Annotated in this window: 12 protein-coding genes; 10 read left to right on the forward strand and 2 right to left on the reverse strand. The window is 71.0% G+C overall.

Features of this window, described 5'->3' with window-relative positions; translation table 11 throughout:
- Nucleotides 1–97: 97 nt before the first annotated feature.
- Nucleotides 98–1,093 (reverse strand): DMT family transporter, encoded by a 996-nt coding sequence (locus AB0300_RS08375; RefSeq protein WP_366215830.1) that lies wholly within the window; start codon nucleotides 1,091–1,093, stop codon nucleotides 98–100.
- A gap of 151 nt (nucleotides 1,094–1,244) precedes the next feature.
- Between AB0300_RS08375 and AB0300_RS08380 the strand changes: the two genes are divergently transcribed.
- Nucleotides 1,245–2,606, forward strand: coding sequence for an NAD(P)/FAD-dependent oxidoreductase (locus AB0300_RS08380; RefSeq protein WP_126894220.1), 1,362 nt, complete (start codon nucleotides 1,245–1,247; stop codon nucleotides 2,604–2,606).
- 79 nt (nucleotides 2,607–2,685) lie between these two features.
- On the opposite strand, the gene AB0300_RS08385 is transcribed toward AB0300_RS08380, so the two are convergent.
- Nucleotides 2,686–3,369, reverse strand: a complete 684-nt coding sequence (locus tag AB0300_RS08385; RefSeq protein WP_029989539.1) for a Pr6Pr family membrane protein — start codon at nucleotides 3,367–3,369, stop codon at nucleotides 2,686–2,688.
- A 214-nt stretch (nucleotides 3,370–3,583) separates the two neighbouring features.
- Between AB0300_RS08385 and AB0300_RS08390 the strand changes: the two genes are divergently transcribed.
- The 9 genes from AB0300_RS08390 to AB0300_RS08430 all read left to right on the forward strand — a co-directional run bounded on the left by AB0300_RS08390 (nucleotide 3,584) and on the right by AB0300_RS08430 (nucleotide 12,856).
- On the forward strand, nucleotides 3,584–4,870 hold the full coding sequence (locus AB0300_RS08390) for an adenylosuccinate synthase (protein WP_025104217.1): 1,287 nt from the start codon (nucleotides 3,584–3,586) through the stop codon (nucleotides 4,868–4,870).
- Nucleotides 4,871–4,875: 5 nt separating this feature from the next.
- Nucleotides 4,876–5,979, forward strand: coding sequence for a beta-propeller fold lactonase family protein (locus tag AB0300_RS08395; RefSeq protein WP_366215831.1), 1,104 nt, complete (start codon nucleotides 4,876–4,878; stop codon nucleotides 5,977–5,979).
- 68 nt (nucleotides 5,980–6,047) lie between these two features.
- Complete coding sequence (locus tag AB0300_RS08400; RefSeq protein WP_025104215.1) at nucleotides 6,048–7,436, forward strand: MFS transporter; 1,389 nt, start codon at nucleotides 6,048–6,050, stop codon at nucleotides 7,434–7,436.
- Nucleotides 7,437–7,511: 75 nt separating this feature from the next.
- Nucleotides 7,512–8,093 carry a biotin transporter BioY gene (locus AB0300_RS08405; RefSeq protein ID WP_025104214.1) on the forward strand — a complete coding sequence of 194 codons (582 nt, stop codon included), beginning with the start codon at nucleotides 7,512–7,514 and terminating at the stop codon, nucleotides 8,091–8,093.
- A gap of 579 nt (nucleotides 8,094–8,672) precedes the next feature.
- Entirely contained in the window at nucleotides 8,673–10,109 is a 1,437-nt protein-coding gene (locus AB0300_RS08410) for an NAD(P)/FAD-dependent oxidoreductase (protein ID WP_366215832.1), read from the forward strand.
- 135 nt (nucleotides 10,110–10,244) lie between these two features.
- Nucleotides 10,245–10,547 (forward strand): DUF427 domain-containing protein, encoded by a 303-nt coding sequence (locus AB0300_RS08415; protein WP_085604301.1) that lies wholly within the window; start codon nucleotides 10,245–10,247, stop codon nucleotides 10,545–10,547.
- A 52-nt stretch (nucleotides 10,548–10,599) separates the two neighbouring features.
- Nucleotides 10,600–11,460 carry an ATP-binding cassette domain-containing protein gene (locus AB0300_RS08420; protein ID WP_025104211.1) on the forward strand — a complete coding sequence of 287 codons (861 nt, stop codon included), beginning with the start codon at nucleotides 10,600–10,602 and terminating at the stop codon, nucleotides 11,458–11,460.
- Nucleotides 11,457–12,140, forward strand: coding sequence for an ABC transporter permease subunit (locus AB0300_RS08425; RefSeq protein WP_025104210.1), 684 nt, complete (start codon nucleotides 11,457–11,459; stop codon nucleotides 12,138–12,140). The genes AB0300_RS08420 and AB0300_RS08425 overlap by 4 nt, the downstream gene beginning before the upstream one ends.
- Nucleotides 12,137–12,856, forward strand: coding sequence for an ABC transporter permease (locus AB0300_RS08430; protein ID WP_126894217.1), 720 nt, complete (start codon nucleotides 12,137–12,139; stop codon nucleotides 12,854–12,856). The genes AB0300_RS08425 and AB0300_RS08430 overlap by 4 nt, the downstream gene beginning before the upstream one ends.
- Nucleotides 12,857–12,889 lie beyond the last annotated feature (33 nt).

A 12,889-nucleotide genomic window follows, 5' to 3' on the forward strand; every position in this document is an offset into this window, starting at 1 on the left:
CTCCCTCGGTCACACGCGGGCCCGCACGGCGCGCCCCTCCGCCGACCAGCGTAATCGCATCCGCCCGGACCGACCTCGACCCGCGCGGGGGGCGCGCTCAGCGCGAGCGCCGCCCCCGCATGCGCGTGATGAGCACGCCGAGCAGGCACAGCGCGCCGCCCACGAACATGAGCGGGGTGGGCACCTCCCCGAGGATCAGCCACGACAGGAGGATGGCGAGGGCCGGGACCACGTAGGTCGTCGCTGAGGTCTTCCCCGCGGTGCTGCGCTGCAGCACGTACGCCCAGGTGGTGAAGGCGATGGCGGTGGGGAAGATGCCGAGGTAGACCACCCACAGCGTCGCGTCGAGGGGCGCCGTCTGCACGTCGGCGATCAACGCGCCGAGCCAGGGAAGCAGGGCGATCGTGCCGGCGGCCGCCCCGAGCCAGGTCAGCGTGGTGGCGTCGACCCCCGAGGTGAGCAGGTGTTTCTGCAGCAGGGTGCACCCCGCGTACATGACCGCGGCGAGAAGGGCCAGCAGGAGGCCCGTGAGGTCGGGGCCGGTGCTGCTGGTGGAGTTCATGCCGATGAGGACCACCCCGAGGAAGGCGATGGGGGCGCCGATCACCAGGGGGCGGGGGAATCCCTCCCGGAGGAAGAGACCGCTGAAGACGACGACCATGAGCGGCGCCAGGTTCACGACCATCGCGGCGGTCCCGGCGTCGAGGGTCCGTTCGGCGCTGTTGAGGGCCAGGTTGTAGATGCAGAACCATCCGACTCCCCACGCGGCGATCAGCAGCCAGTGGCGGCGCTCCGGGAGCCGGATGCCGTGCCGCAGCGCGATGATCGTCAGCACGAGGGTGCCCACGGCCATGCGCAGCAGCGCCAAGGCCCCGGGGTCGTAGTGCGGCCCCGCGCCACGGATCCCGATGAAGGCCGAGGCCCAGAGCACCACCGTCACCGCTGCCGCGAGCAGGACCAGGGCGCCGCGCGATCGCGCCGGCGAGCCCTGCGGGTCGAGCCGCTCCGATGCCCTGATGTCCTGTCGCACCGTCCGATCCTGGCGCCGGCCGCCGACATCGGCGATGCGCGGAAGCGACAGCCGTCGTCGCATTCCCGCCAGCGTCGCCGCGGGGCACTGCTAACGTCGAAGAGCAGCCACTGTCCGGGCAGGTCGAGCGTTCCGCTCCCACCGGGGAAGAACTGTCCTCCTCTCCCGGATACGGCTGCGCCCGATACATGACGGAAGAGTTTGAGGACGATACGTGACGAACAGTGAACGAGTAGCGATCATCGGCGCCGGCCCCTCGGGGATGGCGCAGCTGCGGGCCTTCGAGTCCGCGGCCCGTGCGGGGGCGGAGATCCCCGAACTGGTCTGCTTCGAGAAGCAGGCCGACTGGGGCGGCCAGTGGAACTACACCTGGCGCACCGGGCTGGACGAGTACGGCGAGCCCGTGCACTCCAGCATGTACCGCAACCTGTGGTCGAACGGCCCGAAGGAGGCCCTGGAGTTCGCCGACTACACCTTCGACGAGCACTTCGGACGGCCGATCTCGTCGTACCCGCCGCGTCCGGTGCTGTGGGACTACATCGCCGGGCGCCTCGCGAAGACGCAGGTGCGCGACCTCATCCGCTTCGAGACCGCGGTGCGCTGGGTGGAGTTCGACGAGGACCGTGAGGTGTTCCGTCTCACCAGCGAGCACCTGCCGACCGGGCGCACGACCACGGAGGAGTTCAACCGGGTCGTCGTGGCCAGCGGACACTTCTCCTTCCCGAACGTGCCGCACTTCGACGGCATCGAGACCTTCCCCGGATCCGTCGCCCACGCGCACGACTTCCGGGGCGCGGAGGCCCTCGCCGGGCGGGACGTGCTCGTGATCGGGTCGAGCTACTCGGCGGAGGACATCGGCAGCCAGGCCTTCAAGATGGGCGCCCGCTCGGTCACCGCGAGCTACCGGACCGCGCCGATGGGCTACGACTGGCCGGAGGGCTTCGAGGAGCGCCCGTGCGTCGAGCGCTTCGAGGGCCGCACCGTGCACTTCGCCGACGGCACCTCGAAGGAGGTCGACGCGGTCATCCTCTGCACCGGCTACCTGCACAAGTACCCGTTCCTGCCCGCGGAGCTCGCCCTGTCCTCGCCGAACAACGTCTACCCCGACGGGCTGTACCGGGGCGTGCTCTGGCAGGGCAACCCGCGCCTCGCCTACCTCGGCGCGCAGGACCAGTGGTTCACGTTCAACATGTTCGACGCGCAGGCGTGGTTCGTGCGCGACGTCATCCTGGGCCGGATCGCCCTGCCCGACGAGGGCGAGCGCGCCGCGTCCATCGCCGCGTGGCGGAAGCGGTTCGCGGAGATCGACTCGGCGGCGACGGAGATCCGCTTCCAGGCCGACTACATCCGCGACCTGCTGGAGTGCACCGACTATCCGGCGTTCGACCTCGATCGCGTCGTGGAGATCTTCCTCGCCTGGAAGCGGGACAAGAAGGCCGACATCATGGGCTACCGCGACCGCGTGTACCCCTCGGTCATGACCGGGACGCTCGCCGCCGCACACCACACCCCGTGGCTGGACGAGCTCGACGACTCCCTCGAGCGCTATCTCGAGGCCGACGCGCTCCTCGTCTGATCGCCGACCCACCCCCTTCCGGCCGTCCCACCCCTTTTCGTATGTCCGCAAGGGGGTGGGGCGCACGGGAAGGGGTGGGTCACGGCCGGGCCCGACGCCGCCCGATCCCCACGACGAGCGCGGCCGTGGCGAGGATGATCGCGGCGATGAGGAGCACCCAGAGCGCGACGCCGCCGTAGCCGCCGTTCAGCGCGGGATCGAGGAAGGGGTACGGGTACCACCACGGGTTCCCGGTCGCGGGTGCGGTCACAAGGTTCGCGCGGAGCAGCGTGTAGACCACCCACACGATGGGGAAGATCGCGGCGATCCCCACGGTGCCCCAGCCGAGGGCACGACGACGCGGCGCGAACAGCACGTCGGCGAGCAGGACGAGCGGGATGACGACGTGCAGCACCTCGTTCGACCAGGCGACCGTGGCCCCCTGCGGCAGCGCGATCCCGCGGAGCAGCGTGTTGTAGACGACGCCCGTGACGATCATGTAGGTGCTCGCGCACACGAGCAGCGTCGCCAGCCACGTCGGCTCGACTCTCGCGTCGCGGTGCGTCAGCCCCCAGATCCCGCCGACGGCCAGCACCACAGCGGCCAGCACGTTGGAGAGGATCGTGAAGAAGCTGAAGAAGTTCGCGAACACGGTGGGCAGGTGCGCGCCCCACGCGGTGTCCGCGGCGAGGGCGATCTCCAGCGTGCGCACGAGCTGCGCCACGATCGCCGCCACCGCGAGCGCCGCCGCCGAGAGTCGGACATAGGGCCACCACCGCGTCATCGCCACCTCCGTCGCCACTGTAGCGGCCCCCTCTGCCGTCCCGCCCGGCACGATGCGGGACCGAAAAGGTGCCTCCGCGGCCCCGGGAAGGTGCGTATTCCGTCCCGTATCGGCCTTCCCGGGGGCTGTCCGAGGCCTGCCGATAGGATGGGAGCGCCCGAAGAGGGCCAGCTCATCGGCCGGTGCAAACCCGGCGAAAGCCAAGGGGTTACCCATGCCAGGAATCGTTATCGTCGGCGTGCAGTGGGGAGACGAAGGAAAGGGCAAGGCCACCGATCTGCTCGGTGAGCGCACCGACTGGGTGGTGAAGTTCAACGGCGGGAACAACGCCGGGCACACCGTCGTCGTGGGCGATGAGAAGTACGCCCTGCACCTGCTGCCCTCCGGCATCCTGTCGCCCGGCGTGAACCCGGTCATCGGCAACGGCGTGGTCATCGACCTCGAGGTGCTCTTCTCCGAGCTGGAGGCCCTGTCCGCCCGTGGCATCGACGTCTCGCGGCTCAAGGTCAGCGCCAACGCGCACATCATCACCCAGTACCACCGCACACTCGACAAGGTCACCGAGCGCTTCCTCGGCAAGCGCAACATCGGCACCACCGGCCGCGGCATCGGTCCGGCCTACGCCGACAAGATCAACCGCGTGGGCATCCGCGTGCAGGACCTCTTCGACGAGAACATCCTGCGCCAGAAGGTCGAGGGCGCCCTCGACCAGAAGAACCACCTCCTGGTGAAGGTCTTCAACCGCCGCGCCGTCACCTGCGACGAGATCGTCGACGACCTGCTCTCCTACGCCGAGCGTCTGCGCCCGATGGTCGCCGACACGGGCTACCTCATCGACCAGGCCCTGAACCGCGGCGAGGTCGTCGTGTTCGAGGGCGGCCAGGCCACGATGCTCGACATCGACCACGGCACCTACCCGTTCGTCACCTCGTCCTCGGCTACGGCCGGCGGCGCCTCGACCGGCTCCGGGGTCGGCCCCGGCGCCCTCGACCGCATCGTGGGCATCGTCAAGGCCTACACGACCCGCGTCGGCTCCGGTCCGTTCCCGACCGAGCTGTTCGACGAGCAGGGCGAGTGGCTGCGCAAGCAGGGCTTCGAGTTCGGCACCACGACCGGGCGTCCGCGCCGCGTGGGCTGGTACGACGCCCCCATCACGCGGTACGCCACGCGCATCAACGGCATCACCGACCTCGTGCTCACGAAGCTCGACATCCTCACCGGGCTCGAGAAGATCCCGGTGTGCGTGGCCTACGACGTGGACGGGGAGCGGTTCGACGAGGTGCCGGTGAACCAGACCGACTTCCACCACGCGAAGCCGATCCTGGAGTACTTCCCGGGCTGGAGCGAGGACATCTCGACCGCGCGCACCTTCGAGGACCTTCCGCAGACGGCGCAGGACTACGTGCTCGCGCTGGAGGAGATGAGCAACACGCGCATCTCGGTGATCGGCGTCGGTCCGGAGCGCGATCAGGTGATCGTGCGCCACGACCTGCTCGACTGACCGGCATGACGCGGTTCTGGCTCGGGGGCTACGGCCCGGCGATGGAGGGCTCCGCCGAGGGGATCGGCGTGCTGGCAGGCGACGAGGGCCGTGAGGCCACGACGCTCGCCTACCGCGGACCCGTGACGCAGACGCCGTCGCCGTCGTGGCTGGCGGCGCATCCGTCCCTCGACGTCGTGTACGCGGCGTTGGAGGGCGACGCCGCCGTGCAGGCGTTCGCGCGCACGGGGGAGCTGGCGCTGACGCCGCTCGGCGATCCGGTGGCGACGGGGGACGGCGTCTGTCATCTCGCGGTGTCGCCGAACGGCCAGACGCTCGTCGCCAGCTGCTACGGCGACGGGCGGGTCGTCCGTTTCGGACTCGCCGCGGATGGTCGTCTCGTGCCGGCGAAGGAGGACGCGGCGGCAGCCCTGCGTGCCGCCCTCTTCGGCGACGGCGATCCGGATGCGGCCCCGGCCACGCCCGCCGGGGACGGCATCGCGGCGGTCGACCCGTACGGCGCCGCGGGCCGCGCATCTCACGCGCACGCCGCCGCCTTCCTGCCGGACGGCCGCGTGGCGACGACCGACCTCGGCTTCGATCTCGTCCGGTTCTGGCGCCTGCAGGGCCCCGGGCTCGTCCTCGACCAGGAGGTCGTGCTTCCGCGCGGCACCGGTCCGCGCCACATGGTCGTGCATCCGAGCGGTCACCTGCATGTCGTGACCGAGTACTCCTGCGAGGTCTTCACGCTCGCGGCCGCCGCCGACGGCACCTGGGGTGTCGTCTCCTCGGCTCCGGCCAGCCCCATCGCGCAGGTCGGCGTGGACTTCCCTGCCGAGCTCACCCGCTCCAAGGACGGTCAGTTCCTCTACACCGCCCTCCGTGGCAGCAACACCATCGCGGCGCTGCGGGTGCGCGGCAGCGGCGAGGCTCTGGAACCGGTCGCGCTCGCCGACTCCGGAGTCGACTGGCCGCGACACCACCTCGTCTACCAGGGCAAGCTCCTCGTCGCCGGTCAGCGCTCCGACACCGTCACGCTGCTCGACCTCGACGAGCGGACGGGAGCACCGCTCGGAGTCCGGCACGAGGCGCAGGCTCCCGCGCCGACGAGCATCCTCCCGCTCCGCTGACTCCCTGCCGGACCCGCGTCCATCCGGGACTTGACCTCAACCATTCTTGAGGTTCTAGCGTCGTCCTCATGACGACCGAGACCGGGCGCACCGCGCCGTCCACGCCCGCCCCGTCCCGCATCCTCGGCGGCGAGTACGTCTGGATCACGATCGGCGCGTGCGCCCTCGTGTTCCTCGGCGCCTTCGAATCGCTGGCGGTCACCACGGTGATGCCGGCGGTCAGCGCCGACCTCGACGGCGAGCGGCTGTACGCGCTGGCCTTCGCCGGACCGCTCGCGACGAGCGTGATCGGCATGGTGGTCGCCGGCAACTGGTCCGATCGGCGGGGCCCCGTGGCGCCGCTATACGCGTCCGTCGCCCTGTTCACCGTGGGACTGCTCGTCGCGGGGCTCGCGCCGACCATGGAGGTCCTCGTCGCGGGACGCTTCGCGCAGGGGCTCGGCAACGGCGGACTCATGGTGGCTCTCTACGTCGTGGTCGCCCGGGTGTACCCGACGTCCCTGCATCCGGCGATCTTCGCGGGGTTCGCCGCCGCGTGGGTCATCCCCTCGCTGATCGGTCCGACGATCGCGGGTGCGGTCACGGAGGTATGGAGCTGGCACTGGGTCTTCCTCGGGGTCGTGGTGCTCGTCGTGCTCGCGCTGCTGATGGTCGTCCCGGCCCTCCGCGGCCTCGCGCGCAGCGGAGACGCCACCACGCCGTGGGCTCTCGGACGGCTGGGGTGGTCGGTGCTCGCCGCCTCCGCCGTGCTCGCCCTCGACCTCGTGGGCGAGGTCCCGGTCGCCGGGCCGTTCCTGTCGGCGGCCGCGGTGGTGATCGCGATCGCGGCGGTGCGCCCGCTCCTTCCGCGGGGCGCGCTCATCGCCCGCCGGGGCCTGCCGTCGGTGATCCTGGTGCGCGGTCTCGGGGCGGCGGCGTTCTTCGGGGCGCAGATCTACCTGCCGTACCTGCTCACCGATCGGTACCTGCTGTCGCCGACCCTCGCCGGGCTCGCGCTGACCGGGGGTGCGCTCGCCTGGTCGGCGGCGGCGACCGTCCAGGGGCGGATGGGCGAGCGCCTGTCGAGCGTGACCGCGGTGCGGGTGGGGACGGTCCTCGTGGTCATCGGGATCGCCTTGATCCTGGCGATCACGGTTACGCAGGCCACCCCGCTGCTCGCCGCCCTCGCCTGGGTCGTCGCGGGTGCGGGCATGGGGTTGATGAGCCCGCGATCCAGTGCGCTCGTCCTCGCGATGTCCTCCCCGGCGGAGCAGGGGTTCAACAGCGGGGCGATGACCGTGGCCGACTCCTTCGGAAGTGCGCTCGCCCTCGCCGTCACGGGCTCGCTCTTCGTCACGCTCGGGGCCATTGCCGGAGTGGATGCGTTCGCGGGAGTGTTCGCGCTCGCCGCGGTGATCGGTGCGGCGGCGGCCGTCCTCGCCCCGCGGACCAGGAGTGTGGAGCCCGCTGCGGAGTGATTTGCGCGGGATGTGCGGGCGCCCCTACCCTGGTGAACGGTGTTCAGGTGAACACCGTTCAGGAAGGGGCACCCGATGGCATCCACCCCCCGCGACACCTCCGCGACCCTCGGCCGCGTCGCTGTCTTCGCCGCGCTCATCATCGTGCTCGGCACGGTCGTCGTCCCGCTGCCCGGTGGGGTGCCCATCACCGGACAGACGCTCGCCGTCATGCTGGCCGGTCTCGTCCTCGGCCCCCGGGTCGCACCGTGGTCGGTCGCCCTCGTCCTCGTGCTCGCGGCGGTCGGTCTTCCCGTCCTCGCGGGCGGACGCGGAGGTCTCGGGGTCTTCGTCGGCCCCACGGCCGGGTACCTGCTCGGCTGGATCGCGGGCGTCGTCGTCATCGGACTCCTGATGCGCACCGGCCGCCCGACCTGGTGGCGTACCGCGCTCGCGGCCCTCGTCGGCGGTGTGCTCGTCGTCTACGCCTTCGGCATCCCCGTCCAGGCCCTCGTCACCGGCGTTCCCCTCGACCTCACGGCCCTCTCGACCCTGGCCTTCCTCCCGGGCGACCTCATCAAGGTGACCGCGGCGACCCTCATCGTCGTGGCCCTCCGTCGCGCCTATCCCCGGGCCTTCGCCGACACGCGTCCCGCGCGCCCCGCCGTCGTCGCCTGACCCCAGGGCCGTCCCGGACGGTCCCGTCGGCACCGTCCGTCCCGTCGACTCCGTCTGTCCCGTCGACTCCGTCTGTCCTGGTTCGAATGCACGACCAGGACACGACTGCCGTCGGATCGCCCTGTCCCGATCGTGCATCCGTCCTCGGGTCGTGCATCCGGAACGTCTGCCCGACCCTTCTGACCCGACCCTTCCGACCGGACCCTTCTGACCGGACCCTTCTGACCGGACCCTTCTGACCCGACCTCTCTGACGGGACCACGAAGAACGACTCGGCTGGGATCGAACCACCCCCGGGCTGGTCCGGGCAGTCCCGGTCGTTCAGGTTTCGGATGCACGACCGGGGGACGGCTGCCGGGGGATCGTCCCGTCCGAGTCGTGCGGCCGTCCTCAGGTCGTGCATCCGAAACGTCGGAGGAAGGAACGTCGTGCATCCAGGTCGTGCACCCGGAACATCGGAACCGGGAACCGAACGGGAAGGACGGGCATATCGGCGGACGGGAACAACTCACCCGTGACTCGACGTTCCTCATGAGCGAGACTGGGCCACGGACCGCCGCGGCCACGAGAGGGGCGAGCATGACTGCTGCCGACAAGACCGACGAATACGACCTCATCGTGCTGGGCGGTGGTCCGGTCGGGGAGAACGTGGCGGACCGTGCCGTGCAGGGCGGTCTCACCGCGATCATCGTGGAGAGCGAGCTCGTCGGCGGGGAGTGCTCGTACTGGGCCTGCATGCCGTCGAAGGCGCTGCTCCGCTCGGCCCAGGCGCTCCGTGCCGCGCAGCACGTCGCCGGCGCCGCGCAGGCCGTGACCGGCTCCCTCGACGTGCGCGCGGTGTTCGAGCGTCGCGACTCCTTCACGAGCAACTGGTCCGACGACGGGCAGGTGAAGTGGCTGGAGTCCGCCCACATCGACCTCGCCCGGGGGCACGGCCGGCTGACCGGCGAGCGCGAGGTGACGGTGACCGACCAGGACGGCGGCACCCGGGTGCTGCGCGCGCGCCACGCGGTCGCCATCAGCACCGGTTCGGATGCGGTCATCCCGCCGATCGAGGGTCTGCGGGAGGCCTCGCCCTGGACGAGCCGCGAGGCGACCAGCGCCGAGGAGCTGCCCGACAGTCTCGCGGTCATCGGCGGCGGCGTGGTCGCGGTCGAGATGACCACCGCGTACGCCGCGCTCGGCTCCTCGGTGACGCTGCTCGCGCGCAGCGGGCTGCTGGGCGGGATGGAGCCCTTCGCCGGAGAGCGGGTGGCCGACGGCCTGCGTGAGCTCGGCGTCGACGTCCGCACCGACACCGGTACGACGGCGGTGCACCGCGACGGTGACCGGGTCACGATCACTCTCGACAACGGCGAGACGGTGACCGCGGCGGAGGTGCTCGTCGCGACCGGACGCTCTCCCCGCAGCGCCGACATCGGGCTCGACGCGGTCGGACTCGAGCCGGGCCGCTGGATCGAGACGGACGACACCCTCCGCGTCCCCGGGCACGACTGGCTGTACGCCGTCGGCGACGTCAACGGCCGCGTGCTGCTGACCCACCAGGGCAAGTACCAGGCGCGCGCCGCGGGCGACGTCATCGTCGCGCGGGCGAAGGGCGACGCGGTGGACGACGCGCCCTGGGGCCGTCACGTCGCCACGGCCGACCACGCCGCGGTGCCCCAGGTCACCTTCTCGATCCCGGAGGTCGGGTCCGTCGGACTCACCGAGGCGGCAGCGAAGGACGCCGGCACCGCCGTCCGCGTCGTCGACTACGACCTCGGGTGGGTGGCGGGCGCGAGCCTGTACGAGGACGGCTTCGCCGGGCAGGCGCGCCTGGTCGTCGACTCCGACCGCGACGTCGTGATCGGTGCGACGTTCGTCGGCCCCGAGGTCGCCGAGCTCGTGCAGGCCGCGACCACCGCGATCGTCGGCGAGGTCCCGATCGCCCGACTCTGGCACGCCGTGCCCTCCTACCCCACGATCAGCGAGATCTGGCTGCGGCTGCTGGAGGGCTACGGCCGCGACTCGGCCTGATCCGGGCAATCCGATCCCGGTCGCGTGACGAACAGAACGCGCATTGTGTCCCAGATTGACGACCACGCGCGCAACCCCGTGCCGGATGTCGCACCCGTCTTATACGCTCGAACCCACATCCGAGGAGGCAGGACCATGAAGGCTGTACTCGCAGGAAACGTCATCGCCGAGGCCGACCAGGACGACCTCATCCGCATCGAGGGGAACTGGTACTTCCCGCCGGCAGCCGTCGCGCCGGACGTCCTCGTCGAGAGCCCCACGCCGTACACCTGTCCGTGGAAGGGCGAGTGCCAGTACTACTCCGTCCAGGTCGACGGAGAGCTGCACAAGGATCTCGCGTGGTCGTACCCGCACCCGTACCCGTCGGCGTTCGACCGGGTCGGCAAGGACTTCTCCGGCTACGTCGCCTTCGCCCCGGGCGTCGAGGTCTCGGCCTAGTCCCACACGACCCACGACCGCACGTCCGCACGACCGTCGGAGAGACACCCTCATGATCGAGTTCCGCAACGTCACGAAGCGCTTCCCCGACGGAACGCTCGCCGTCGACGACTTCAGCCTCGTGCTGCCCTCCCGCAAGACCACCGTGTTCGTCGGCTCGTCCGGCTGCGGCAAGACCACCCTGCTGCGGATGATCAACCGCATGGTGGAGCCGACGTCGGGAGAGGTCGAGATCGACGGGGAGAGCGTGCTCTCGGGCGACCCGGTCGCCCTGCGCCGGCGCATCGGCTATGTGATGCAGAACTCCGGGCTCATGCCGCACTTCACCGTCATCGACAACGTGGCCACCGTGCTGCGGCTGAACGGAGTGAAGCGCGCGCAGGCGCACGAGCGTGCTCGCGAGCTGCTCACGACCGTCGGCCTCGACCAGGCGCTCGCCGACCGGTACCCGAGTCAGTTGTCGGGTGGTCAGCAGCAGCGTGTCGGGGTGGCCCGCGGGCTCGCCGCCGATCCGAATATCCTCCTCATGGACGAGCCGTTCGGTGCGGTCGACCCCATCGTCCGCGCCGACCTCCAGCAGGAGACCCTGCGGCTGCAGCACGAGCTCGACAAGACGGTCGTGTTCGTCACGCACGACATCGACGAGGCCTTCCTCCTCGGCGACCAGGTCGTCATCCTCGACAAGGGCGCCCGGATCGTGCAGGTCGGCAGCCCCAGCGAGATCATCGAGAACCCGGCCGACGACTTCGTCTCCTCCTTCATCGGGGCCGACCGCGGCCGCCGCGCGCTGCACCTCAAGCAGACCCCGCGGGGAACCGTGGTCGTCGACTCCGAGGGCCGCACGCAGGGGGCGATCGTCGATGCGCCGGAGGGCGTGGTCGACGGAGCCGACACGGTGAAGGCGGCCCCGTGAACTGGGTCGGCGACAACCTCGGGCTGATCCTCGAGCTCACCGCGGTGCACCTGCAGCAGAGCGCGATCGCGATCGTGCTCGGTTTCGTGCTGGCGCTCCCGCTGGGGTGGGTGGCCTGGCGCTATCAGCTTGTGAAGGGTCCGGTCATCGTCCTCACCGGGCTGCTCTACACGATCCCCTCCCTCGCCCTCCTCATCCTGCTGCCGTCGGTGGCGGGCTACCCGGCGCGCAGCCCGGCCAACCTCGTCATCGGCCTGACGATCTACGCGATCGCGATCCTCGTCCGCGCGGTGTCCGACGGCCTGGACTCGGTCGACCCCGCGATCCGGCAGTCGGCGGTCGCGATGGGCTACGGCGGGTTCCGCCGCTTCTGGACGGTCGACTTCCCGCTCGCCGGGCCGGTCATCCTCGCGGGCCTCCGAGTGGCGGCGGTGAGCACCATCTCGCTCGCGACGGTCGGCATCCTCGTCGGCGTCACGAACCTCGGCTACCTGTTCACGAACGGCCTCCAGCGCCGCATCCTCGCCGAGGTCTTCACCGGCATCGTCGCCGTCGTCGTCATCGCCCTGGTCATCGATCTCCTGCTGGTCCTCCTCGGGCGGGCCCTCATGCCGTGGACGCGGGCGGCGGCCACCCCTGCCGCTGCGCGGCGGACGATCACGTTGAGGACGGCCGCATGAACGTGTTCACCGAGGCCTTCGCCTGGCTGTTCTCTCCCGACCGCTGGGTCGGGACGTACTCGCTCCCCGTCCTGTTCAGCCAGCACGTCTTCTACACGGTGGTCTCCGTGCTGATCGCCGCGGTGATCGCCGTACCGCTCGGCTGGCTCATCGGGCACACCGGGAAGGGGCGGGAGATCGCGGTCGCCGTCTCCGGAGCGGCCCGCGCCATCCCGTCCTTCGGCCTCATGGTGCTGCTGGTGCTCCTGCTCGGGGTGCTGCGCACGCCCCTCGCGGCGATCATCACCTTCGTCGTCCTGGCGATCCCGTCCCTGCTGGCCGGCGCCTACACGGGCCTGGAGGCGGTCGATCGCCGCACCATCGACGCGGCGCGGGCGATGGGGATGACCGGCTGGCAGGTGTTCTGGAAGGTCGAGGTGCCGCTCGGCATGCCGCTGCTGGTCGGCGGCCTCCGCTCGGCGCTGCTGCAGGTCATCGCCACGGTGACGATCGCGGCCTACGTGAACCTCGGCGGCCTCGGCTGGCCGATCATCCAGGGCATCCCGCTCCGCCGCTTCGACCAGGTGCTCGGCGGCGCGATCCTCGTCGCGGTGCTCGCGCTCCTCGTCGACCTCCTGCTCGCGCTCGCCCAGCACGCCGCGGTGCCCCGCGGTGTGCGCACCCGTCCGCAACGCCGCCGCGCTCGGGCAACCGCCCGCGCGGCCGCACCCGCCTGAACCACAGCATCGTCCCCCAGAGAAGAGGAAGTC

The organism is Microbacterium sp. NPDC078814 (genome assembly GCF_040702645.1).
Classification (GTDB): Bacteria; Actinomycetota; Actinomycetes; order Actinomycetales; family Microbacteriaceae; genus Microbacterium.